The organism is Pseudomonas sp. rhizo25, assembly GCF_031931935.1.
In the GTDB taxonomy this organism is placed as follows: Bacteria; Pseudomonadota; Gammaproteobacteria; order Pseudomonadales; family Pseudomonadaceae; genus Aquipseudomonas; species Aquipseudomonas synxantha.
Genome location: NZ_JAUJXA010000011.1, coordinates 86,331 through 111,597 on the forward strand (window position 1 = coordinate 86,331; position 25,267 = coordinate 111,597).

The 25,267-nt window shown below is 61.1% G+C and carries 17 protein-coding genes; 12 read left to right on the plus strand and 5 right to left on the minus strand.

The window, feature by feature from the left end:
- Nucleotides 1-12: 12 nt before the first annotated feature.
- From arcA to QZR30_RS21495, 10 genes are all read left to right on the plus strand, one after another.
- Nucleotides 13-1,269 (plus strand): arginine deiminase, encoded by a 1,257-nt coding sequence (arcA, locus tag QZR30_RS21445; protein ID WP_046069291.1) that lies wholly within the window; start codon nucleotides 13-15, stop codon nucleotides 1,267-1,269.
- Between the two features lie 12 nt (nucleotides 1,270-1,281).
- Complete coding sequence (locus QZR30_RS21450) at nucleotides 1,282-2,292, plus strand: ornithine carbamoyltransferase (protein ID WP_027605559.1); 1,011 nt, start codon at nucleotides 1,282-1,284, stop codon at nucleotides 2,290-2,292.
- A gap of 151 nt (nucleotides 2,293-2,443) precedes the next feature.
- Nucleotides 2,444-3,373, plus strand: a complete 930-nt coding sequence (gene arcC / locus QZR30_RS21455) for a carbamate kinase (RefSeq protein WP_046069292.1) — start codon at nucleotides 2,444-2,446, stop codon at nucleotides 3,371-3,373.
- An 18-nt stretch (nucleotides 3,374-3,391) separates the two neighbouring features.
- Entirely contained in the window at nucleotides 3,392-3,754 is a 363-nt protein-coding gene (locus QZR30_RS21460; RefSeq protein ID WP_046069293.1) for a DUF5064 family protein, read from the plus strand.
- A gap of 209 nt (nucleotides 3,755-3,963) precedes the next feature.
- Nucleotides 3,964-5,472 (plus strand): sigma-54-dependent transcriptional regulator, encoded by a 1,509-nt coding sequence (locus tag QZR30_RS21465; RefSeq protein ID WP_046069294.1) that lies wholly within the window; start codon nucleotides 3,964-3,966, stop codon nucleotides 5,470-5,472.
- Between the two features lie 414 nt (nucleotides 5,473-5,886).
- A complete protein-coding gene (gene gcvH / locus QZR30_RS21475; RefSeq protein ID WP_046069295.1) occupies nucleotides 5,887-6,270 on the plus strand; it encodes a glycine cleavage system protein GcvH in 384 nt (127 codons plus the stop codon).
- Nucleotides 6,271-6,280: 10 nt separating this feature from the next.
- Nucleotides 6,281-9,118 carry an aminomethyl-transferring glycine dehydrogenase gene (gcvP, locus tag QZR30_RS21480; RefSeq protein ID WP_046069296.1) on the plus strand — a complete coding sequence of 946 codons (2,838 nt, stop codon included), beginning with the start codon at nucleotides 6,281-6,283 and terminating at the stop codon, nucleotides 9,116-9,118.
- Between the two features lie 115 nt (nucleotides 9,119-9,233).
- Complete coding sequence (gcvT, locus tag QZR30_RS21485; protein ID WP_056847632.1) at nucleotides 9,234-10,358, plus strand: glycine cleavage system aminomethyltransferase GcvT; 1,125 nt, start codon at nucleotides 9,234-9,236, stop codon at nucleotides 10,356-10,358.
- A 391-nt stretch (nucleotides 10,359-10,749) separates the two neighbouring features.
- Nucleotides 10,750-10,962 (plus strand): cold-shock protein, encoded by a 213-nt coding sequence (locus tag QZR30_RS21490; RefSeq protein ID WP_046069298.1) that lies wholly within the window; start codon nucleotides 10,750-10,752, stop codon nucleotides 10,960-10,962.
- 95 nt (nucleotides 10,963-11,057) lie between these two features.
- Nucleotides 11,058-11,546 carry an RDD family protein gene (locus tag QZR30_RS21495; protein WP_046069299.1) on the plus strand — a complete coding sequence of 163 codons (489 nt, stop codon included), beginning with the start codon at nucleotides 11,058-11,060 and terminating at the stop codon, nucleotides 11,544-11,546.
- A 37-nt stretch (nucleotides 11,547-11,583) separates the two neighbouring features.
- On the opposite strand, the gene nadA is transcribed toward QZR30_RS21495, so the two are convergent.
- Nucleotides 11,584-12,642 carry a quinolinate synthase NadA gene (nadA, locus tag QZR30_RS21500; protein WP_046069300.1) on the minus strand — a complete coding sequence of 353 codons (1,059 nt, stop codon included), beginning with the start codon at nucleotides 12,640-12,642 and terminating at the stop codon, nucleotides 11,584-11,586.
- Nucleotides 12,643-13,134: 492 nt separating this feature from the next.
- Here nadA and QZR30_RS21505 point away from each other — a divergent pair, with 492 nt between their 5' ends.
- Both QZR30_RS21505 and QZR30_RS21510 read left to right on the plus strand, forming a co-directional pair.
- The gene (locus QZR30_RS21505; protein WP_442967580.1) at nucleotides 13,135-14,850 is read left to right on the plus strand and encodes a ShlB/FhaC/HecB family hemolysin secretion/activation protein; all 1,716 of its coding nucleotides are present in this window, start codon (nucleotides 13,135-13,137) and stop codon (nucleotides 14,848-14,850) included.
- 108 nt (nucleotides 14,851-14,958) lie between these two features.
- Entirely contained in the window at nucleotides 14,959-19,914 is a 4,956-nt protein-coding gene (locus QZR30_RS21510) for a hemagglutinin repeat-containing protein (RefSeq protein WP_311904107.1), read from the plus strand.
- A gap of 138 nt (nucleotides 19,915-20,052) precedes the next feature.
- Here the strand turns inward: QZR30_RS21510 and QZR30_RS21515 are convergent, their stop codons facing one another.
- The 4 genes from QZR30_RS21515 to QZR30_RS21530 form a co-directional block, all read right to left on the minus strand.
- The gene (locus QZR30_RS21515; protein WP_046069303.1) at nucleotides 20,053-21,597 is read right to left on the minus strand and encodes an MDR family MFS transporter; all 1,545 of its coding nucleotides are present in this window, start codon (nucleotides 21,595-21,597) and stop codon (nucleotides 20,053-20,055) included.
- A complete protein-coding gene (locus QZR30_RS21520) occupies nucleotides 21,590-22,741 on the minus strand; it encodes an HlyD family secretion protein (RefSeq protein WP_046069304.1) in 1,152 nt (383 codons plus the stop codon). Before QZR30_RS21520 ends, QZR30_RS21515 begins: the two co-directional genes overlap by 8 nt.
- A complete protein-coding gene (locus QZR30_RS21525) occupies nucleotides 22,738-24,219 on the minus strand; it encodes an efflux transporter outer membrane subunit (protein ID WP_046069305.1) in 1,482 nt (493 codons plus the stop codon). The genes QZR30_RS21520 and QZR30_RS21525 overlap by 4 nt, the downstream gene beginning before the upstream one ends.
- 260 nt (nucleotides 24,220-24,479) lie before the next feature.
- A complete protein-coding gene (locus QZR30_RS21530) occupies nucleotides 24,480-25,220 on the minus strand; it encodes an AraC family transcriptional regulator (RefSeq protein WP_274355682.1) in 741 nt (246 codons plus the stop codon).
- Between the last annotated feature and the right edge of the window lie 47 nt (nucleotides 25,221-25,267).

The following is a 25,267-nucleotide window of genomic DNA, read 5'->3' on the forward strand; positions in this document are numbered from 1 at the left end:
GGAGGATTTGTAATGACCACGGAAAAAGTTAAGTACGGCGTACATTCCGAAGCCGGCAAACTGCGCAAAGTCATGGTGTGCTCCCCAGGCTTGGCCCACCAGCGGCTGACCCCCAACAATTGCGACGAACTGCTGTTCGATGACGTGCTGTGGGTGGCCCAGGCCAAGCGCGACCATTTCGACTTCGTGACCAAGATGCGCGAGCGGGATATTGATGTGCTGGAAATGCACAACCTGCTCACCGACATCGTCGCCATCCCCGAAGCCCTGGACTGGATCCTGGAGCGCAAGATCACCGCCAATACCGTAGGCCTGGGCCTGGTCGATGAAGTCGGCTCGTGGCTGCGCAGCCTGGAGCCACGCAAGATCACCGAGTTCCTGATTGGTGGTGTGTCGGCCGATGACCTGCCGAGCAGCTTTGGTGGCAAGACCATCGAGATGTTCCGCGACTTCCTCGGCCACGCCAGCTTCATCTTGCCGCCGCTGCCCAACACCCAGTTCACCCGCGACACCACCTGCTGGATCTACGGCGGTGTAACGCTCAACCCGATGTACTGGCCGGCGCGACGCCAGGAAACCCTGCTGGCCTCCGCCATCTACAAGTTCCACCCGGAATTCACCAACGCCGACTTCCAGATCTGGTACGGCGACCCCGACCAGGAACACGGCGCCGCCACATTGGAAGGCGGTGACGTCATGCCGATTGGCAATGGCGTGGTGTTGATCGGCATGGGCGAGCGCTCGTCCCACCAGGCCATCGGCCAACTGGCGCGCAACCTGTTCAAGAACAACGCCGTTGAGCGGGTGATCGTTGCCGGTCTGCCCAAATCCCGCGCAGCCATGCACCTGGACACCGTGTTCAGCTTCTGCGACCGCGACCTGGTCACCATCTTCCCCGAAGTGGTCAACCAGATCGTGCCTTTTACCCTGCGCCCTGACGACAGCAAGCCCCATGGCATCGATATCCAACGCGAGACCACCAACTTCCTCGATACCGTTGCCGCGGCCCTCAACCTCAAGGCCCTGCGCGTGGTCGAGACCGGCGGCAACAGCTTCGCCGCCGAACGCGAGCAGTGGGATGACGGCAATAACGTGGTGGCTGTAGAGCCTGGCGTGGTGATCGGCTACGACCGCAACACCTACACCAACACCTTGCTGCGCAAGGCCGGTGTGGAAGTCATCACCATCAGCGCCGGTGAACTCGGCCGTGGCCGTGGCGGCGGCCACTGCATGACCTGCCCGATCATCCGCGACCCTATCGACTATTAAGGAGATTCCATCATGGCTTTCAATATGCGCAACCGCAGCCTGCTGTCGCTGATGCACCACACCACCCGCGAGCTGCATTACCTGCTGGACCTGTCCCGCGACCTCAAGCGCGCCAAATACACCGGCACCGAGCGTCCGCACCTGCAAGGCAAGAACATCGCACTGATCTTCGAAAAAACCTCGACCCGCACCCGTTGCGCCTTCGAAGTCGCGGCCCATGACCAGGGCGCCCACGTAACCTACATCGACCCGGTGTCGTCGCAGATCGGCCACAAAGAAAGTATGAAAGACACCGCCCGCGTCTTGGGCCGGATGTTCGATGCCATTGAGTACCGTGGCTTCGAACAGGAAATCGTCGAAGAACTGGCCAAGTTCGCCGGTGTGCCGGTGTTCAACGGCCTTACCGCTGAATTCCACCCGACCCAGATGATCGCCGACACCCTGACCATGCGCGAGCACAGCGATAAGCCGCTGCATGACATCAGCTACGCGTACCTGGGTGATGCGCGCTACAACATGGGCAACTCGTTGCTGATGATCGGCGCCAAGCTCGGCATGGACGTGCGCATCGGCGCGCCGAAAGCGCTGTGGCCACACGAGGATTTCATCAAGCAATGCCAGGCGTTTGCCGAGGAAAGCGGCGCACGCATCACCATCACCGAAGACCCGAAAGAAGCAGTGAAAGGCGTGGACTTTATCCACACCGATATCTGGGTGTCCATGGGTGAGCCGGTGGAAGCCTGGGACGAGCGTATCGAGCAACTGCTGCCCTACCAGGTCAACGCCAAGATGATGAAAGCCTCGGGCAACCCCCGGGTGAAATTCATGCACTGTTTGCCGGCGTTCCATAACAGCGAAACCAAGGTCGGCAAGGACATCGCTGCGCGGTACCCGAACCTGGCCAATGGTGTGGAAGTGACCGAAGAAGTCTTCGAGTCGCCGGCCAACATCGCGTTTGAACAGGCGGAAAACCGCATGCATACCATCAAGGCGATTCTGGTGTCGGCGTTGGCGGATATCTAACTCTCACTGTCGGAACAGGGTTCAAAAATGTGGGAGGGGGCTTGCTCCCGATAGCGGTGGCTCAGCTATAGATAGATTGACTGTCCTGCCGCCATCGGGAGCAAGCCCCCTCCCACATTGGGCTCTGCTCACACCCTAAAAGGATTGCATTATGCGCATCGTCGTAGCCCTGGGCGGCAACGCCCTCCTGCGCCGTGGTGAACCCATGACCGCAGACAACCAACGCGCCAATATCCGCATCGCTACCGAACAGATCGCCAAGATCCACGCCGGCAACGAGCTGGTGATCGCCCACGGCAATGGCCCGCAAGTCGGCCTGCTGTCGTTGCAGGCGGCGGCCTACACCAGTGTCTCGCCCTACCCGCTGGACGTGCTGGGCGCCGAGACCGAGGGGATGATCGGCTACATCATCGAACAAGAACTGGGCAACCTGCTGGACTTCGAAGTGCCGTTCGCCACCCTGCTCACCCAGGTTGAAGTCGATGCCAAGGACCCGGCGTTCCAGAACCCGACCAAACCCATCGGCCCAGTGTATTCCAAGGCCGAAGCAGAAAAACTCGCCGCCGAAAAAGGCTGGGCCATCGCCCCCGACGGCGACAAATACCGCCGTGTGGTTGCCAGCCCGCGCCCCAAACGCATCTTTGAAATCCGCCCGATCAAATGGCTGCTGGAGAAAAAAGCCATCGTGATCTGCGCCGGCGGCGGCGGCATCCCGACGATGTATGGCGAAGACGGCAAGCTGCGCGGCATTGAAGCGGTGATCGACAAAGACCTGTGCTCGTCGCTGCTGGCCGCGCAACTGGACGCCGACCTGTTGGTAATCGCCACCGACGTCAATGCCGCTTTTATCGACTTCGGCAAGCCAACCCAGAAGGCCATCGGCCAGGCTCACCCGGATGACATGGAAAAACTCGGCTTCGCCGCCGGCTCCATGGGCCCCAAGGTGCAAGCGGCCTGCGAGTTCGCCCGCCAGACTGGCAAAACCGCGGTGATCGGTTCACTCTCCGACATCGAAGCCATCGTCCAGGGCAGCGCCGGCACCCGCATCAGCACGGCGAAACCTGGCATCACCTATCTGTGAAGTAGAGGAGATACGCCTATGGCTACCTTTGAACCCGGCCACTTGCACGTTGAACGCCACGCGCTCAACAAGGACGACTACAGCTACAACCTGTGCATCGACTATGAAGTCAGCCAGGACCCCAAGGAAGGCAAAGGCATGTTATTCAAACTGCACGGTTCGGTGCAGGGCAAGGACCTCAAGGAGGAGTTCTTCCTGCCCAAGGACCAGGCATTCGACTTTGCGCGGCATGCGATGAACATCGCGCAGAAATACGGCATGCCGAAGGTCGCGGTGTTGAACGGTTCGATGCACAAGCAGTACGACTTGATGTTTGAGGACGTGCGGCATCAGTTGGATGTGAAGCCAGGCGACCCGGTCAAACCCGAACACCTGGAGTAACACGCCTGCACTGACACAATACAGTTCAAAATGTGGGAGGGGGCTTGCTCCCGATAGCAGTGTGTCAGCCACAGGTTGATTGGCTGATCCACCGCAATCGGGAGCAAGCCCCCTCCCACATTTTGATCTCCATCATTTGTCAGATTTCACCTACGCCCCGCTCCAAGGCATACTTGCCGCCTCTGCTCTCCAGAATTACCAACCGCCCCATGCGTATCCACGTCAGCTTCATCGACCGCGTCGGCATCACCCAGGAAGTCCTGGCCTTGCTCGGTGGGCGCAATCTCAACCTGGATGCGGTGGAGATGGTGCCGCCCAACGTCTATATCGATGCGCCGACCCTCAGCGCCGAGGTACTCGAGGAACTGCGTGACGCCTTGTTCAGCGTGCACGGCGTGCAAGCGGTAAAGGTGGTCGACATCCTGCCGGGCCAACGCCGCCACCTGCAACTCGACGCCCTGCTGGCGGCCATGACCGACCCGGTACTGGCCCTGGACAGCGCGGGCAAGATCCTGTTGGCCAACCCGGCGTTGATCGCCCTGTACGGACGCGAGCCTGCCGGGGAAAGCATTGCCGAGCTGTTCAATGACCCAACGCTGCTGGACACCTTGCTGGAACATGGCTTTCGCTTACCGTTGCGCGAGATCAGCGTCAACGGCCAGACCCTGTTGCTGGACGCCACGCCAATCACTGACGCAGGCGCCCTGCTCACCCTCTACCAACCCAATCGCATCGGCGAGCAACTGTCGGCACTGCACCACGACCATGCCGAAGGTTTTGATGCGCTGCTGGGCGAATCCCCGGCCATCCGCACCCTCAAGGCGCGAGCGCAACGGGTGGCGGCGTTGGATGCACCGCTGCTGATCCAGGGCGAAACCGGCACCGGCAAGGAGCTGGTGGCCCGCGCCTGTCACGCCACCAGCGCACGCCACAGTGCGCCGTTTTTGGCCTTGAACTGCGCGGCACTCCCGGAAAACCTCGCGGAGAGCGAGTTGTTCGGTTACGCCCCGGGCGCCTTTACCGGCGCCCAACGCGGCGGCAAGCCGGGGCTGATGGAACTGGCCAACCAGGGCACGGTATTTCTGGATGAAATCGGCGAGATGTCGCCGTACCTGCAAGCCAAGTTGCTGCGCTTTCTCAATGACGGCAGCTTTCGCCGTGTGGGCGGTGACCGCGAAGTGAAGGTCAATGTGCGCATCCTCAGCGCCACCCACCGCAACCTGGAAAAGATGGTCAGCGAAGGCACTTTTCGCGAAGATCTGTTTTACCGCCTCAACGTGCTCAACGTCGAAGTACCGCCCCTGCGCGAACGCGGCCAGGACATCCTGCTGCTAGCCCGCTACTTCATGCAGCAGGCTTGTGCGCAGATCCAGCGCCCGGTCTGCCGCCTGGCGCCCGGCACTTATCCGGCACTGCTGGACAATCGCTGGCCGGGCAATGTGCGGCAACTGCAAAACGTGATCTTCCGCGCCGCTGCCATCTGCGAAAGCAGCCTGGTGGACATCGGCGACCTGGACATCGCCGGCACCTCCGTAGCACGCCAGAACGATGGCGAAATCGACAGCCTGGAACAGGCCGTGGAGGATTTCGAGCGCGACCTGCTGGAAAAGCTCTACACCAGCTACCCCTCGACCCGCCAACTGGCCAGTCGGTTACAGACTTCCCATACAGCGATTGCCCATCGCTTGCGCAAGTACGGCATCCCCAACAAGCCTTGAGCCATGTGCTATCCACTGTAGGAGCGAGCTTGCTCGCGAAAAACCCGAGGGCGCCACGTTCATCCAGGCTTCCCGCGTCATCGTGGACGATCTTCGCGAGCAAGCTCGCTCCTACAGTGGGGCGCATTACAGATTTGGTCTGAGAACGACATTGCGTGTACTGAAAGCGCTACAGCGTAACGATATCGCCACAGCCCTGTTTTTTACGCGCCATGCAAGGCTTTGATCCACATAGGCTTTTTTTCAAGCACCCGACTGTAGCGAAATCGCTACAGTCAAATGCACTAACGCCATAACCAATTTTATTAACTTATTGATTTATAACGATTTAACAACCTTGGCCGCAATATTGCTAATCAACTCCCCATTATTCCAATCCCGTCCACCAGACGATTCTGGCCCTGAGGAGTTTCCATGAGCGAGTTGCGTTTCACTGAAGATCACGAATGGCTGCGCGCCGAAGCCGATGGCAGCGTCACCGTGGGCATCACCGCTTTTGCGCAGAATGCGCTGGGTGATGTGGTTTTCGTGCAACTGCCGGAGTTGCAGGCTTACGACAAAGGCGCTGAAGCCTCCACCGTGGAATCGGTAAAAGCCGCCAGCGGCGTGTATATGCCGTTGAAGGGTGAAGTGCTGGAAGTAAACGAAAAGCTGAGTGACAGCCCGGAACTGGTCAACGAAGACCCGATGGGTGAAGGCTGGTTCTTCCGCTTTAAACCGACCGACGCCGAGGCAGTGGCTAAGCTGTTGGATCAGGATGCGTACGACCGCCTGATCAAAGCCAACGCAGAAGCCTGAGGAGCGCGCCATGACCGTTAATCTGACCACCGCCAACGAATTCATCGCCCGCCACATCGGCCCGCGCCAGGCAGATGAGCAGCAGATGCTCGCCACCCTGGGCTTTGACTCCCTCGAAGGCCTGAGCGCCAGCGTGATCCCGGAAAGCATCAAGGGCACCAGCGTGCTCGGCCTGGAAGACGGCTTGAGCGAAGCCGAGGCCCTGGCCAAAATCAAGGCCATTGCCAGCCAGAACCAACTGTTCAAGACCTACATCGGCCAGGGCTACTACAACTGCCATACGCCGTCGCCGATCCTGCGCAACCTGCTGGAAAACCCGGCCTGGTACACCGCCTACACCCCATACCAGCCTGAGATTTCCCAAGGCCGCCTGGAAGCGCTGCTGAACTTCCAGACCCTGATCAGTGACCTCACCGGCCTGCCGATTGCCAACGCCTCATTGCTCGACGAAGCCACCGCCGCCGCCGAAGCCATGACCTTCTGCAAGCGCCTGAGCAAGAACAAAGGCAGCAATGCCTTCTTCGCCTCAGTCCACAGCCACCCGCAAACCCTCGACGTACTGCGCACCCGTGCCGAACCACTGGGCATCGACGTGGTGGTGGGCGATGAGCGCGAACTGACCGACGTCAGCCCGTTCTTCGGTGCCCTGCTGCAATACCCGGCCAGCAATGGCGATGTATTTGATTACCGCGAGCTGACCGAACGCTTCCACGCCGCCAACGCCCTGGTGGCCGTAGCCGCCGACCTGCTGGCCCTGACCCTGCTGACCCCACCGGGTGAGTTCGGCGCCGATGTCGCTATCGGCAGTGCGCAACGCTTCGGCGTGCCGCTGGGCTTTGGTGGCCCGCACGCGGCGTACTTCTCCACCAAGGATGCGTTCAAGCGTGATATGCCAGGGCGCCTGGTCGGTGTTTCCGTCGACCGCTTCGGCAAGCCGGCATTGCGCCTGGCCATGCAGACCCGCGAACAACATATCCGTCGCGAGAAAGCCACCAGCAACATCTGCACCGCCCAAGTGCTGCTCGCCAACATCGCCAGCATGTACGCCGTGTACCACGGTCCCAAGGGACTGACCCAGATCGCCCAGCGCATACACCAGCTGACTGCGATCCTGGCCAAGGGTTTGACCGCCCTGGGTCTTGAGGTCGAGCAGAAAAACTTCTTCGACACGATCACACTCAACACCGGCGCCAACACCAAAGCCCTGCATGACAAGGCTCACGCCCAGCGCATCAACCTGCGCGTAGTGGACGCCCAGCACGTTGGCCTGTCGGTCGACGAAACCACCACCCAGGCCGATATCCAGGCCTTGTGGGCGATCTTCGCCGACGGCAAGGCCCTGCCCGCCTTCGCCGCCACCGACAGCGCGCTGCCTGCCGCCTTGCTGCGCCAGTCACCAATCCTCAGCCACCCGGTATTCAACCGCTATCACTCGGAAACCGAGCTGATGCGCTACCTGCGCAAGCTGGCCGACAAGGACCTGGCACTGGACCGCACCATGATCCCGCTGGGCTCGTGCACCATGAAGCTCAACGCCGCCAGCGAAATGATCCCGGTGACTTGGGCCGAGTTCGGCGCCCTGCACCCGTTCGCCCCGGCTGAGCAAAGCGCCGGTTACCAGCAACTGACCACCGAACTGGAAGCCATGCTCTGCGCGGCCACCGGTTACGACGCGATCTCCCTGCAGCCAAACGCAGGCTCCCAAGGTGAATACGCAGGCCTCTTGGCTATCCGCGCCTATCACCAGAGCCGTGGCGAAGCACGTCGCGACATCTGCCTGATCCCGTCATCAGCCCACGGCACCAACCCGGCCACCGCCAACATGGCCGGCATGCGCGTGGTGGTGACCGCCTGCGATGCGCGTGGCAACGTCGATATCGAAGACCTGCGCGCCAAGGCCATCGAGCACCGCGAGCACCTCGCCGCACTGATGATCACCTACCCGTCCACCCACGGCGTGTTCGAGGAAGGCATCCGCGACATCTGCGCGATCATCCACGACAACGGCGGCCAGGTGTACATCGACGGCGCCAACATGAACGCCATGGTTGGCCTGTGCGCACCGGGCAAGTTCGGCGGCGACGTGTCCCACCTGAACCTGCACAAGACCTTCTGCATCCCCCACGGCGGTGGTGGCCCGGGTGTCGGCCCGATTGGCGTCAAGTCGCACCTCACGCCATTCCTGCCCGGCCACGCGGCCATGGAACGCAAGGAAGGCGCGGTGTGTGCCGCACCGTTCGGCAGCGCAAGCATTTTGCCGATTACCTGGATGTACATCAGCATGATGGGCGGCGCTGGCCTCAAGCGTGCGTCGCAGTTGGCGATCCTGAATGCCAATTACATCTCCCGTCGCCTGGAAGAGCACTACCCCGTGCTCTACACCGGCAGCAACGGCCTGGTGGCCCATGAATGCATCCTCGACCTGCGCCCCTTGAAAGACAGCAGCGGCATCAGCGTGGACGACGTGGCCAAGCGCTTGATCGATTTTGGTTTCCATGCGCCGACCATGTCGTTCCCGGTGGCTGGCACCTTGATGATCGAGCCGACCGAAAGTGAATCCAAGGAAGAACTGGACCGCTTCTGCGACGCCATGATCGCCATCCGCGAAGAGATCCGTGCGGTGGAAAACGGCACGTTGGACAAGGACGACAACCCGCTGAAAAACGCACCACACACCGCGGCTGAATTGGTGAGCGAGTGGACGCATCCATACACCCGCGAACAAGCGGTGTACCCGGTGCCGTCATTGATCGAAGGCAAATACTGGCCACCGGTTGGCCGGGTCGACAACGTGTTTGGCGATCGCAACCTCGTCTGCGCATGCCCCTCGATCGAGAGCTACGCATAACCTGAAGGTCAACTCGATCAAATGTGGGAGCGAGCAAGCCTGCTCCCACATTTTTGACAACATTATCGAGTGCTGGCGCCTACCAGCGCGCCAGCACGTTGTTCAGGAGCTGAATATGTCCACCGAAACCCTGTTGAAAACCCCATTGCACGCCCTGCACCTCGAACTGGGCGCGCGCATGGTGCCTTTCGCCGGCTACGACATGCCGGTGCAATACCCGCTGGGCGTGATGAAGGAACACCTGCACACTCGTGAACAGGCCGGCTTGTTCGACGTGTCCCACATGGGCCAGATCCGTCTGACCGGCGCCAATGCCGCCAAGGCCCTGGAAACCCTGGTACCGGTGGATATCATCGACCTGCCGGTGGGCATGCAGCGCTACGCGATGTTCACCAACGAGCAAGGCGGCATCCTCGACGACCTGATGGTCGCCAACCTAGGCAACGACGAACTGTTCCTGGTGGTCAACGCCGCCTGCAAGGACCAGGACCTGGCGCATCTGCGCAACCATATCGGCGACCAATGCACCATCGAGCCGCTGTTTGAAGAGCGTGCCCTGCTGGCCCTGCAGGGCCCGGCGGCGGTGAAGGTACTGGCGCGCCTGGCGCCGGAGGTCACCCAGATGACCTTCATGCAATTTGCCACCTTGCGTCTGCTGGGCGTCGACTGCTACGTCAGCCGCTCCGGCTACACCGGTGAAGACGGTTTTGAAATCTCCGTACCGGCGGCCAACGCAGAAAGCCTCGCCCGCAGCCTGCTGGCCGAAACCGAAGTACAGGCCATCGGCCTGGGCGCCCGCGACTCCCTGCGCCTGGAAGCCGGCCTGTGCCTCTATGGACATGACATGAACACCGACACTACGCCAATCGAAGCCAGCCTGTTGTGGGCGATCTCCAAGGCTCGTCGCGCTGACGGCGCACGCGCAGGTGGCTTCCCGGGTGCCGACCGGATTTTCACCCAGCAGCAAGCCGGCGTCAGCCGCAAGCGCGTAGGCTTATTGCCCCAGGAACGCACCCCGGTGCGTGAAGGTGCCGAGATCGTCGACGAACACGGCACCGTGATCGGCAGCGTGTGCAGCGGTGGCTTTGGCCCAACTCTGGGCGGCCCGCTCGCCATGGGTTACCTGGACAACGCCTTTACTGCACTGGATACCGAAGTCTCTGCACTGGTACGTGGGAAAAAGGTGCCATTACGTGTAAGTAAAATGCCATTCGTGCCACAGCGTTACTATCGCGGCTGAATAAATGTTTCAATAAGTAACGCGGCTGCGTTAACGCGCACTAAACTGTAACGCAGCCGCCATAAAACAGTGCATATCCGATAGTCTTTTCTATAGGAAATCTCCTATAACAAGTGAATAACTCTATCGAATAACTCACCACTCCTACGTTCAACAAAGTGTCATATGCCCGAGCAAAAACAAGGCCTTTCGCAGGGCTTGTTTTTTTCATATTAGTTGGCGTAGAGTTCGTTCACTGTGTTTGCATGGGTCGCTTGGAACCTGGACCTGGGCAGTAGCTAAAAGTTTTGCTACAACCCGTTCGACGTCTCTTACTTTCCTGCAACCCAGCCCAGTACTCTTTCATGTGAAAGGGGCTGTCATTAATTTTAGCGTCAAAGGAAAGAAGAAAATGGCTGAACGTCAGAGCGGTACCGTCAAGTGGTTTAACGACGAAAAAGGGTTTGGTTTTATCACTCCTGAAAGCGGCCCGGATCTGTTCGTGCATTTCCGCGCCATTAAAGGCAACGGCTTCAAGAGCTTGAAAGAAGGCCAGAAAGTAACTTTCGTTCCGGCACAAGGCCAGAAAGGCATGCAGGCTGACGAAGTAGAACCAGAAGCCTGATCCTTCCTGCGACAAAAAGCCCCTGATATGACATCAGGGGCTTTTTTATGGGCGTTTGTCCGTAAAATGCTGCTTTTCCTTCTGAGAGCCCTGCCATGTCGAAGCACCTGCTAAGCCCCCAAGGCCAATTCCCCGCCGTTGGCCTGGGCCGTCGCCTGGCAGCGATGTTCTACGATTTCCTGTTGTGCACGGCGCTGCTGATCGTCACTGCATTTGTCTACAAGCTGGTGTGGATCGCCTTTGTGGGCGAAGCGAAAATGCGCACCCTCACCGAGTCCGGCGCCCTGGACGGTGATCCGTTGCTGTCGACAATCCTGTTGTTTGTGCTGTTTGGATTCTTCGCCAAGTTCTGGACCCATTCCGGGCAAACCCTGGGCATGCAGGTGTGGGGCGTGCGTGTACAAAATGCCGACGGTTCGCGGATCAGCCTATGGCAGGCGTTGTTGCGTTTTGTGGTGTCGATTGCGTCGTGGTTATGCGTGGGGCTGGGGTTTGTCTGGTCGTTGTTCGATAAACACAAACGCAGCTGGCATGACATCTATTCGGATACGCAGCTGGTGCGGATCCCCAAGCAAAAGAAGTAATCGCACAATAGCGTAGATCCAAGTGTTCACACCTGGGCTATGCGTTACCTGCCAGCTTGAGGCGTGCAGCCTGGGTGAAGTCGAGCATGCGCTTGAGCGGTCGCACCGCCTGTGGAATCACCGACGGCTCGACGAAAATCTCATTACTGCCCTCACGCAGACACTGCAACGTACGCTCCAGCGTATTCATCGCCATCCACGGGCAGTGCGCGCAACTGCGACATGCCGCGCCGTTACCCGCAGTCGGCGCCTCGATGAAGACTTTGTCCGGGCACAGCTGCTGCATCTTGTAGAAAATGCCGCGATCAGTTGCCACGATAAAAGTCTTGTTCGGCAGGCGCTGCGCCGCAGCAATCAGTTGGCTCGTCGAGCCTACGGCATCCGCCAACTCGATCACCGAGGTCGGCGATTCCGGGTGCACCAGGATCGCCGCGTCCGGGTACAACGCCTTCATGTCTTCCAACTGCTTGGACTTGAACTCTTCATGGACGATGCAGGCACCGTCCCACAGCAGCATGTCGGCACCGGTCTGGCGCTGGATGTAGGTGCCCAGGTGTTTGTCCGGGCCCCAGATAATGGTCTCGCCGTTGTCCATCAGGCTTTCGACGATTTCCAGCGCGCAGCTGGAGGTCACGACCCAATCGGCACGGGCTTTGACCGCCGCCGAGGTGTTGGCATACACCACCACGGTGCGCTCCGGATGCTGGTCGCAGAACGCTGAAAACTCATCCACCGGGCAACCAAGGTCCAGGGAGCAAGTGGCTTCCAGGGTCGGCATGAGGATGCGTTTTTCAGGGGTGAGAATTTTGGCGGTCTCGCCCATGAACCGCACACCGGCCACCAGCACGGTCTTGGCCGGATGGGCGGCGCCAAAGCGCGCCATTTCCAGGGAGTCGGAAACACAGCCACCGGTTTCTTCGGCCAGGGCCTGGATCACCGGGTCGCAATAGAAGTGGGCAACCAGCACCGCATCCTGAGCCTTGAGCTCGGCGGCGATGGCGGCGCGCAGGCTCGCCTCTTGCGCGGCGCTGAGCACCTTGGGCTGCTTGGCGTCGAGGTGGGCTTGAACCAGTAGGCGTTCGGAAATGTGCGTCATGTTCGCAAGACCTGCAGGCGCAGTAGCGCGAAAGTCGAGTGTACCACCGGCTCTGGAGCCCTTCGGGCGCCGCCGGACGAAGTGTTTGTGTTCATCAAGCACGGGTAAAGATGAAGCCGCGCAAGGCTACAGAATATCGAATGGATTCAAAAGCCTAATCTGGTATGCCGGTACGCGGCTGTTGGGCGCACCGCCGCCTGCCATAAACACAATGATTAAGCGCAATAACTGCAACAATCCAAAAAACCTCCACCCCCTCCATCGCCACCAACACCCTTGAAACACTGAAACCTCAGGTTACCACTCGCCTATTACGCACTATTTTTGTGCGTTTTTTCCCTAAATAACGTGGTACTCCTCACGTTTTGTGCAATAAATCCCCCACTCATGTAACGAACCGTTTAATGATGACTCCAGTGTGGCAACTCCCCTGAGTTAACGGTTTGGCTCAGGAGGCATAGATCGTGTGTATTTCTACGTTAAGGATGTCGAGTGCCAATTCAGCCCACAACCGGACACTGGTGTCGTATTCAAAAGTGGGGCATCACCCTGCTCTGCCTGTGCGCGCTGCCTGCGGCTGCCGCCGATGCGCCGCAGCCAGGCCAGGAAGCCCTTCGCTTGCAGCAGCAACAGCAGCGCGACCTGCAGCAGTTACAACTGGAGCAGCGCCAGCGCCAGATGCAGCGCGGCCGTTTCGGTACACCGCCGAGCACACCGACCGCGCCCAAAGACATCGCCCAGGATGAACGCTGCTGGCCCCTGCGCGGTACACGCCTGGCCGGGGTCACATTGTTCAGCCGCACCGAGCTGGACAACCACATTGAGCCCTACGTTGCCCCCTGCATGGGCGTCACCCAGATCAACCGCCTGCTGGCCGAGATCACACGGCTGTATGTCGAGGCCGGCTATATCGCCAGCCGCCCCTACTTGATCAGTGCGCCGAGCGCCGGGCACCCACTGGATATTCACGTCGAGGAAGGTTATCTCGAAGCCATCGAACTAGCCGACCAGAGCCTGCCCGTGTCGTTAGGCGCAGCGTTTCCCGGGATGCTCGGCAAGCCGCTGAACCTGCGCGACCTGGAACAGGGCCTGGACCAGCTCAACCGCCTGCGCTCGGTCGACCTCACCGCCGATATCGCCCCTGGCAGCCAGGCGGGCGCCTCGCGCATCATCCTGCGCTCGCGCAGCAGTGCGTCGCGCTGGGCCCTGGGGCTTGGGTTGGATAACCTCGGCAGCGCCGGCACCGGGCGTGATCGCAATGCCCTCAGCCTGAGCCTGGACAGCCCGCTGCAATTGGGCGATTCGCTCAACCTGAGTTTCAGCGACACGCTCAACCATGGGCCGCGCTACAGCCGCAGCCACAGCCTGTTCTACTCAATCCCCTATGGCTACTGGACCTACAGCCTGTTCGCCAGCCATGCCGAATACCGCTCGCCGTTCAAACTCAGCCGCACGACGCTCTACAACAGCGGCCGCACCGATCAGGTCAGCCTGCGCAGCGACCGGGTGCTGTGGCGCGACCAGGGTCATCAACTGAGCGCCAACCTGCAACTGGCCTACAAGGACGTCGACAGCTACCTGCAGAAAGCCCACCTGGACATCCAGAGCCCGACGCTGACGGTGGCCGAGGCCGGCCTGAACCTGTTCTGGCTCAACAGCGCGGTGTGGAACCTGGACGTCAATTACGCCCAGGGCCTGACTTGGTTCGGCGCCGATCGCGATGCCGATCAGGTGCAGAAAAACCGGCCAAAGGCCCAGTTCCACAAGTACCGCGCCAACCTCAGCCAATGGCGCAATGGCCAATGGTCGGCGCAACCCTGGCAGTGGCAGAGCCAGTTGTCGTTGCAATACAGCCCGGACGCGCTGCCTGCCATCGAACAACTACTGGTCACCGACGACTCGGCCGTGCGCGGCTACCGCGACAACAGCAGCTCCGGCGCGATTGGCGCGGTGTGGCGCAACACTTTGCGCCTGCCGTTGAACAGCGATTTGCCGGTGAAAATCACCCCGCGCCTGGGCTTCGACAACGGCTGGGTCAAGCGCGAACACGGCGCCCAAAGCCAACGCCTGAGTGGCGCCAGCGCGGGGCTCAACCTGAGCTGGAAAAACGTGCAGCTCGACTTCGATTACCAACGCAACCTCAACACCCCAACAGGTTTTCGCCAGGAGCCGGAGGTCTGGCTGACACGCCTGAGCCTACAGATTTGAGCCATGAGCTGTTTTTTAGCCTGAGTCAACCGCCGTACCTGATCACCCCAATAGCGTTGCAACGAACAACGCACGTCGTGGATCAGCCAACACAGAGCGAGATCATTTATGCCGACTACTTCCCACAGCTTTCACCTTTCGCCCCAGGGCAAACTGCGCTGGGCCATTGCCAGCCTGTTCCTGCTGCCCCAGCTTGTGCTCGCCGCGGGCGTGACCGTGGTCGAAGGCCCTGGCGGCACGCCGCAACTGCAAAACCAGGGCGGCGTGCCCATCGTCAATATCGTTGCGCCGAATGCCGGCGGCCTGTCTCATAACCAGTTTCTGGATTACAACGTCGACCGCCAGGGCCTGGTGCTGAACAATGCCTTGCAGGCCGACGTGTCCAAGCTCGCCGGGCAACTGGCGGCCAACCCGCAGTTCCACGGCCAGGCGGCGAGCGTGATCCTCAACGAAGTGATCAGTCGCAATGCCTCGGCCCTCAACGGCGCCCAGGAGATTTTCGGCCAGGCCGCCGATTATGTACTGGCCAACCCCAACGGCATTTCTGTGAATGGAGGCAGTTTCATCAACACCCCGAATGCCAACCTGGTGGTCGGCCGCCCTGAACTCGACAACGGCAAACTGCAAGCCTTGAGCACCCGGGATGCCACCGGCCAACTGACGGTGCAAGGCCAGGGCCTGCACAACCGCGAAGGCTCCATCAACCTGATCGCGCCACGTATCGACAGCGACGGCAGCATCAGTGCCCATGATCAATTGAACCTCACGGTCGGGCGCAATCAGGTCGACTTCGCCAGCGGGCAAGTCAGCCACGTGGACCCGGCCAGCAAGACCCAGGACCAGCGCATCGACGCACGCCTGTTCGGGGCGATGCTGGCCGGGCGCATCAATATCATCAGCACTGCCGAAGGTGCCGGAGTGCGCGTGGGCGGCGTGCAGGTGGACGGCCGTGACGGCGTGAAAATCAGCTCGGCCGGCGACCTCGATATCAGCGGCCAGGTTCACGCAAACAGCCTCGACGCCGCCCGCGCCGGTGTGCAGAGCCGCCAGGGCGATGTCGACTTGCACAGTGCCAGGGACTTGAACCTGGCGGCCACCGACATCAGCGGGCGTAACGTCAAGCTTGCTGCCAGCCGCAACCTGACCCTCAGCAGCCTGGAAAGCCGCAAGCTCCAGGAAAAGCGTGAACAGTGGGACAACAGCAACTTCCTGTTCACCTACGAAAACTATGACCGCACCACCACCGACAAGGACTCGCGCCAGCACGGCAACAAGGTTGTCGCGCAACAAGATGCCGCGCTGTCGTCCGGCACCAAGACCGAGATCAAAGCCAGTCACGTGGAAGCGGGCAACGCCTTGCGCGTCAACAGCGGCGCCGACTTGCAGGTGAACGCCGCCACCGAAACCCATGAAACCCGCGACCAGGGCAACCATCGCAAGCACCTGTGGAAAGCCAACTGGGACAAATCCAGCAGCGAACAACGCAGCATCACCAGCAGCCTCAAGGCAGGCAACACGCTGGAGCTGACCAGCAAGCAAAAACTGCAATTGCAAGGCGCCGAACTGCAAACCCCAGGCGATATCCAGTTGGCTGGCCGCCAAGTAGAAATTGCCAGCGCCAGCCGTACCCAGAGCAGCAGCGACAACGCCTACTCCGGTGACCTGACAGGTGGCAGCTTCTTCGGCAAGAATGGCGACGGCAATCAGGGCAAGACCTTGAACACTGCCAGCAAGGTCAACGCCGATGGCAAGCTGATCGTCAAGGCCGACGCCGTACGTATCAGCGGCAGCCAGGCCCGTGGCGGCAAGCAGGCCAGTGTCATCAGCGATAAGGGCTCGCTGGTGATCGACGGCGTACAGGACAGCTCCCACGACAACCGCTACAGCAACGACAGCAAATTCTTCGGCATCTCCAAGGATGAAAGCCGCAAGAACCTCAAGGACAGCACCGTTGTCGCCAGCAACCTGCGCTCGGACAGCAACCTCAAGCTGCAAAGCGCCAAGGACATCACCGTCAGCGGCTCGCAGGTGTCTGCCGCCGGCGAACTGCAGGCGGATGCCAAAGGCGATATCAAGGTGGTTGCGGCTGAAAATACCCGCCACGACACCACCAGCACGCACACCCGTGGCTTCGATGGCTACGCCAAGGAAACCGCCGACGGCAGCCGTCAGTATCGTGCGGGGGTGAGCTATGAAGACCAGCAGCAAACCCGCAAGACCGACACCACCCGGCAACAGGCGTCCAGCCTTGAAGGCGACAGTGTGGCAGTCAGCGCTGGCGGCGATGTGAGCATCAAGGGTTCTAACGTCAAGGCGACCCAGGGTGATGCAAGCCTGAGCGGTAAAAACGTCGAGCTGTTGGCAGCTGACGACAGCCGCACCCAAGCCGTCGACAAGACCACCACCGGCGGTAGCTTCTACTACACCGGCGGCCTTGATCGGGCTGGCAGTGGTGCGCAATTCAGCCACCAGAGCAGCGAGGACACCAGCAGCAAAACTACCGCGCACACCAGCACCGTGGCAGCGGCCGGCAAGCTGACCATCAACGCCGGCAACACCCTCACCAGCCAGGGCGCACAGGTAAAGGCTGGCTCCGAGTTGCTGGTCAATGCAGGCCAGATCGACAACCAGGCAGCCCATTCCACCGAGAGCAGCACCCATAAGCAAAACGGCTGGACCGCCGATGTCGGCGCCAACGTGGAGTACAAAGGCATCACCCGCCCGATCGAAAAAGCTGTCGAAGGTGTGGCCCAGGTCAAGTTTCATCAGCCCGGTCTACTGGACGCGTTCGAGCAGCCGAATGTCGGCCTGGACGTTGAAGTCGGACATACCAACAAAACCCGCACACAGCAGGACAGCACGGCGGTGGTCAGCCAGTTCAGTGGCGCCACGGTGCAGGTCGATACCGCTGGGAAACTGCAGGATACAGGCACTCAATATCGGGCCACCGATGGCGGGCTGACGATCAAGGCCGGCGAACATGTCGCCACGGCAGCGGCCAATACCCACGACAGCGGCGAGCAAGGCGTTGACGCCAAGGCGGGCGTGCGGATCTACACCACCACCGGTGAAGACCTGAATCTGCGCGGCAGCGGTTTGGGTGGCAGTAGCGATGTGCGTGAAACCAGCAGCACGGCGGTGGTCGGCAGCTATGCCGGCACCCAGGGGGTGAGCATCGAGGCCAAGGGCGATGCACGCTATGAAGGCAGCAAGTTCAACGGCGGCCAGGCAGGCGTCAACCTCAAGACCGGCGGTGAGTTGGCGCTCAACCAGGCCAACGAAACCCAGAGCAAAAACAGCAGCACCTTGCGCGGCAACGGTTCATTGACCGTGGGCACCGCGCCGGGCGCCAATGGCAACAACGTCAACCTCGGTGCCGGTGTGCAACTGGACAACAAACGCCTGGACACCCAGGACAGCCAGGCCCGCGTCGCGTCGGTCCAGGGCAGCGGGCCGATCCAGCTCAGCAGCGGCGGCGACATGACCCTGCAAGGCACGCACATCGGCACCGCCAACGCCAAGACCGGCGATATCAGCCTCAATGCCGGGGGCAAGCTCGACCTGCAAGCCGCCACCAACAGCCACATCAGCAAAGGCAGCAACCTGGGTGGCGGCCTGACTGCCGGCGCCGGCAAGACCAGCACTGCCGAAAGCAGCAGCAAGACCGGCAGCCTCAGTGCCAATTTCAACATCGGTAAGGTGGCGGAAAATGACCAGGGCATCGTCGTCGGGCAGTTGCACAGCAACGGCAAGGTCAGCCTCGCCAGTGGTGCCGAGGCGGCTGATGCCCTGCACTTGCAGGGTACTCAGATCAACGCGGCCAGAGTCGACCTCGTCGCGCAGAACGGCGGCATCCTGCAAGAGTCTGCACAGTCAACCCAGGCCCATGACAACTGGGGCGTGACCCTGGGCGCGGGTGGCAGCGTTGGCAAGACCACCTTGGCCGATGCCGGTGAGCACGCCACACCCAAGACCCAGCGCGGCATCAATGCGCGAGCCAAGGTCGACGTGGATCACCTGCAAAGCACCACCCAGCACGACAGCCTGATCAAGGCCGACAACGTGGTCATCAACAGTGCCGGCGACAACCACCTGGCCGGGGCACGCATCGAAGCCGACCAGGTGAACGGCAAGGTAGGTGGCGATCTCATCGTCGAAAGTCGCAAGGACCAGGTCAACAGCACCCAGGTGAATGTCGATGCCAGGCTGGATGTGGAAAAAAACCAGCCCGGCGTGGTGGATAAACTCGCCACTGCCACTGGCCCGCTCAAGGACAAAGTGCAAGCCAAGGCCGAAGGTGCGTTCGACAAGCATCGCGACAAACTGGAGAACGTCGTAGACAAAAGCACCGGGCACCTGGCTTCGGCCAAGGACAAAGTGGTCAACGGCGTCGTCAACGCCAAGGAACGCCTGGAAGAAAAACTCACCCGCAGCGGCAGTTACGATGTGAACCCCGAGCCCCGTGGCGCTTTCGGCACCCGTGTGGACAAGGCCAAGGCTTACCTGGCGGACAAGAAGGAGGCCCTGGGCACACGCCTGTCGGGCTTCAAGGATAAGGTCTGGCCGAAAAACAGCGACAGCTACGTCGTCAGCGGCAAGAACACCACCGGCAGCTCGGTAGCCAATACCGCCGAAAGCGTGTTGTTCGGTGACAAGAGTGGCAACACCAACTACACCCCGACCCTGTATCTGGACGTCAGCCACGTGGTCAAGGACAGCGTCACCCAGGCGTCTGGCATTCGCGCAAGCCAGGGCGTCAATCTGCAGGTGAGCGGTGATACGCGCCTCACGGGTGCGCGGATCGGCGCCGAGCATGGCAAGGTCGAGCTGGGCGGTTCCAAAGTCACCGCTACGGCATTGGCCGGCAGCGACTACCGTGCTGATGTCGGCCTGAACGTCTCGAAATCACCGGTCAACCTCGCACTGGGGGCCAAGGATGAATTGACTCAGAAGCAGGACGACGCCACGCGCAAGGATCAAGCCTTCAACCTGGGACCACTGCGAGCGGGTGGGCACAGTGAAAGCCAGGCCTTGCAGGCGGGGATTGATCAAGGCATCAACTAAAAGGTTAAGCACCCGATTTACTAAACGAAACAGATCCAAATGTAGGAGGGGGCTTGCTCCCGATTGCAGTGTGTCAGTCAGCTTATCTGTATCTGACCCACCGCTATCGGGAGCAAGCCCCCTCCCACATTTGTAGACCTAATTCCTGGCTTGTTGCCGCAAGGCAAGGGCCGCCACACCACATAGCACCAACGCTATACAGGACACGTAGAACGCGTCGCTGTAAGCCATCAGGTACGCCTCCCGCCGCACGGTATGGATCAGCCCCTCAAGAACCTGCTGTTGAGCGGGTAACAGTTGGTTGAAGATGAAACCCTCGCTGTCGGCCATGCTGACGCGCAAACGCTCCTGCAAGGACGGCGAAAACAAGGTGATCGACTCCCCTACCCGCTCGGAGTGAAAGCGCTCGCGCATGGCGACGATCTGCGTCAACCCCGCAGTACCTACAGCCCCACCCAGGTTACGCAGCATGGAGAACAAGGCAGAGGCGGAACCGGCTTCATCCTTGGCCAGGCCGGATACCGCCAGCACCGACAGCGCCACCATGATCAGCGGTTGTCCGATACCGCGCACCACCGTGGAAGGAATGATCACGTTGGCAGCGCTATCCACATCCAGATGCGCCCCCAGATAACACCCCAGCGCCATGATGAAAAAGCCGCTGGCGACCATCAGTTTCGGGTTGAGCCACTTCATCAAGCGTGGCATGAACGGCGCCAGCACCAGTTGCACCATGCCGTAGGCGATCAGGCTGATGCCGATTTCCCGGGCGTTGTAGCCCTGCAACTGGGACAGGTAGTTGGGCACCAGGAACACCAGGCCGAAGGTCGCCCCGCCGAAAATGAACATCGCCGCACTGGCCACCCCGAAGTTATAGCTCTTGAGCAGGCGCAGGTTGATGAAGGAGCGACTGCCATACAGCTGCGACATCACGAAGTACACCAGGGCAACGCCTGCGACCAGTGACATCCACACAATGAAATCGGAGCCGAACCAATCCTTGCGCCCGCCTTCTTCCAGCACGATCTGCAAGCCACCCAGGCCGACGATCATGGCGATGATGCCGCCCCAGTCGCCGCGTTTGAGCAGGCTCAACTGCATGGGCTTGGCGTCGATGGACCACGCCACCGCCAGCAGCAAGAGAATACCCGGGGCCAGTTGCAGGTAGAAAATCCAGCGCCAGGAATAAGCATCCGTCAGCCAGCCACCGATGGACGGCCCGGCGGCCTGGGCAACGCTGTTGGACAGGGCGAACAAGGCCATGCCCATGGCAATCTTGCTTGGCGGCAGCTCGGTGATGATCAACTGGAATGACAAGGGGATAAGTACCGCGCCGGCCGCACCCTGGATCACCCGAATGATGATCATCACTTCCAGGTTGGGCGCCCAGGAGCAGGCAATGGACGCCACCAGGAATACAAACGAACCCACCAGCATCACCCGGCGCAGGGAGAACACCTGCACCAGCCAGGCGGTCAGCGGGATCATCACGATTTCTGCGACCAGGTAGGCGGTGGAGATCCACGAGCCCTCCTCGAACGTCGCCCCCAGGGAGCCTTCGATTTCCGGCAATGCCGCGCTGGTCACGTGCACGTTCATGCCGGCCATGAAACAGCCGAACAGCCCACCGATCACCGCCACCCAGGCGCGAAAGGACACGCTCTTTTCAGCGGCTTCAGTCATGTGCAACGCCCTGGTTGGCTGGCCGGGTATCGACCGTAGTGATCACCGACATGCCTGGCAGGATAGGCCCGCCCTGATCATGCTCATCGATGACAATCTTCACCGGGAAGCGCTGCACGATCTTGGTGAAGTTGCCGGTGGCGTTATCCGACGGCAACAGTGCGAACACCGCCCCCGAACCTGGCGAAAAACTCACCACGTGGCCCTTGAGCTTGCGTCCTGAATAGCTGTCGATGCTGATGTCGACGGGTTGGCCGGCGCGCATGTCGCGCAATTGGGTTTCCTTGTAGTTGGCCACCACGTAGGCCTGCTGCAAGGGCACCACCGCAAGCAGCGGCAAGCCTGGCGCGACGTACTGGCGGGTGCGCACTTTGCGCTGCCCTACCACGCCGTCGATGGGCGAGCGGATCAAGGTGTCTTCCTGCGCATGGGTCGCCAGGTTCAACTGCGCCTGGGCTTGGCTGCGTCGGGCTATCTGTTGTTGGAGCGAGGCTTGGGCCAATTGGCGGCGATTGATGGCAACGGTCAGCCGGGTTTCCTGTTGACGTTGCATGGCCTTGGCAATTTCCACCGCGGCGCTGGCCTGGGTGTAGCTGGCGGCCGCCGTTTCCAGGCGCTGGGCACTGGCGGCGTGGTCGCGCACCAACCCTTCGTAGCGACGCTGGTCGAGGCGTGCGCGGTGCAACTCGGCCGCCACGCTGCGGGCGTGGGCCTGAGCCTGGGCAACGCCGGCCTGTTGCTGGGCGATCAGGCTGTCGGTGACGTTGAGGTTGGCCTGTTGCGCCGCCACCGAGGCTTGGGTTTCGGCCAGTTGTGCACGGGCCTGTTCCAAACGTGCCTGGTAGTCATGGTCCTCGATGCGCACCAGCACATCCCCGGCCTTGACGGGCTGGTCGTCCGCAACCAATACCTCGGCCACATACCCGGAGACCTTGGGGCTGATGGGAATCCAGTCGGCACGCACATAGGCATCATCGGTCTGTTCCAGATACCGGCCGACCGTCATCCAGTACACGCCGAACACCACCGCTGCGATCAACAGCGCCGCGCCGCCCAGCAGGATCAGGTGCCGTTTGCGACGTTGCTTGCGCGTATGCGCCGATTCATCCTGGACAGCAGTTTTTTCATCAACGGCGATATTCATGGTTGGGTACCGGAAAAAGTGGTGTAAGCGTGGGTGGGAGCTGAAGGTTGCCAACCACCGCCGAGCGCCCGAAACAGGCTGATCTGGCGTTGCAGCAACTGGCCATCGGCGTCGGCGCGAGTGGCCTGTAGGCGGATCAGTTCACGCTCGCTGTCCAGCACGTCCAGGAAATCGATAGACCCGGCGTCGTAGTTGAATTGGGCCAACCTGTAAGCGTGGCGGCTGCTGTCCAGTGCCTGGCTCAAGGCCGCGTGGCGCTGGCGCTCGCCGTCATACAAGGCCAGGGCCTGGCGCACCTCCTTGAGGGCCTTGAGTACGCTGGCCTCGAATTGCGCCACCTCCACCTGCTCAAGCGCCCGCGCCTGGTTGACCCGTGCGCGGTTGGCGCGCCAATTGGGGAACTGCCAGGTGATCAGCGGGCCGATGCCGAACATCACCGCGCTGCTGTCGCCCAGCTCATGGGGCCTGTTGGCCGATGAAGACACCGAGGCGCCGAAGGTAACCTTCGGGTACAGGTCGGCCTGGACGATATCCACTTGCAGCGTGGCCGCCTGCAACGCTCGCTCGGCCTGACGGATATCGGGGCGGCGCGCCAATAATTGCCAGCCATCGCCCACCGGCAGTTCGGCATTGAGTTGTGGCACCACTTCACAGCTCGCAGCGCCAGCGCTTTGTTCCAGATCAGCCACGCCGGTCAGCATCGCCAGCTCGTACAGCGCCGCTTGCCGACGCGCCTCAAGCATCGGCAGCAAGGCCTGGGTTTCGCCCTGCAGGGCTTGCATGCGCGTGTATTCAAGGTCCGTCACCACACCGGCCTGGCGCTGGCGATCGATCAACGCCAGGCTGCGCCCGACCACGTCCAACGAATGACGCTGGACCTTGGCACGTGCACCGAGGGCGCAGGCATTCACATAGGCGCGGGTGGTTTGCGCCACGACGGTAATGCGCAACAAGTCTTCGGCGTCCTGCGCCGCCGCGGCTTGCACCTGGGCCCGCTCGATACTGCGCTGGACCTTGCCCCAGACGTCCACTTGATAAGCCAGTTCAAAGCCCGGGTTGAACGCCCACTCTGACGGCGCATGACTATCGGTGGCCTTGGCCAGGGTCTGGTCATCGGCCGTCTTGCCGTACTCGGCGCCCACTGACGCCTGGGTGGCCGGCCAGCGCTCGGCATCGGCCTGCATGATCCCGGCCAGCATCGCTTGCACATGGGCCTGGGCCGCCGCCAGGTCGCGGTTGTGCAGCAATGCCTGCAGCACCAGCCCATCGAGCTGCGGGTCGTTGTACAACTGCCACCAGCGCTCGGGTAACGCCTGGGCCGATACGCCTTGTGGCAAGTGGCTCAGGGCATTGATGCGCTGCGGATGTGGCTGTGCGGGCGCATGGGCAACCCAGGACGAACACCCCGCCGACAACACCAGCGCAATGCCAAGCAGCGCAAGACGGCCATGCCGTGGGGGGAAAGAAGGCGAACCCATCGAAGAAATCCAGAAGGCCAAGTAGAGACCCAGGGTAAGAGCGCAACGAGGTACGAATCTCCCGAGTTCCGGACAACCATCGTTTTGATTGGGACAAGGTGCGGGGTGGCTTGGCAGTACTTAGTCCAAATGTGGGAGGGGGCTTGCCCTCGATGAGGGAGTATCAGTTAGCAAATCTGTAACTGACCCACCGCCATCGGGGGCAAGCCCCCTCCCACATTTGAACCGAGGGTGACAGGGAAGCCTGTCGCCGAGTCAAATCACACCAATCGACAGTTACGCGGGGTGTAACCCATGGTGCGCTTGAACATCGCAGTAAACGCACTCGGGCTCTGATAACCATGCTCCAGCGCCACTTCCAGGATCGACACGCCACAGGCCAGGCGCTGCATGCTGAGCAACAACCGCGTGCGCTTGCGCCATTCGCCATAACTCATGCCCAACTCTTTCTGGAACAGCCGCGCCAAGGTACGCGAACTCATATTGAGCTGCAGCGCCCAACTCTCCAGTGTCGACTCCTGGGAAGGGTTGTCGATAAAGCCCGCACACAGCGACTTGAGCCTCGGCTCATCCGGAATCGGCACATGCGCCAGCACCCGTTGTGCCCGGTCGAGCTCCGAGAAAATCAACTCGACAATTTGCGCATGGCGCAACAACGCCGGCTCACTGTCGACTTCATCGCCCGCAGCGACAATCAGCTCGCGCAACAGCGGCGAAACCCTGATGACCTCGCACTCCGCCGTCAAGCCACGATGCGCCCCCGGCGAGATCAACAAGGTGCGCATACGCACCTCACCGGTCATGCGGATCTGATGCTCCCTCCCTGAAGGCACCCACAATGCATGCCCGGAAGGCACCACCCAGGCCGTCGCCTCCACCGACACCAGCATCACGCCGTTGATGGCATAGACGAGCTGGCCCTCGTCATGCCGATGGGGCGCCACGATGTGGCCGTGTTCATAGTTAGCGGCGAGCGCGGCTAATGGGGTAGGCGCGTTCATTTCAGCAGGCCATCGCGGCGTTTGCTCGTCTTGAGAGAAGCGAGCTA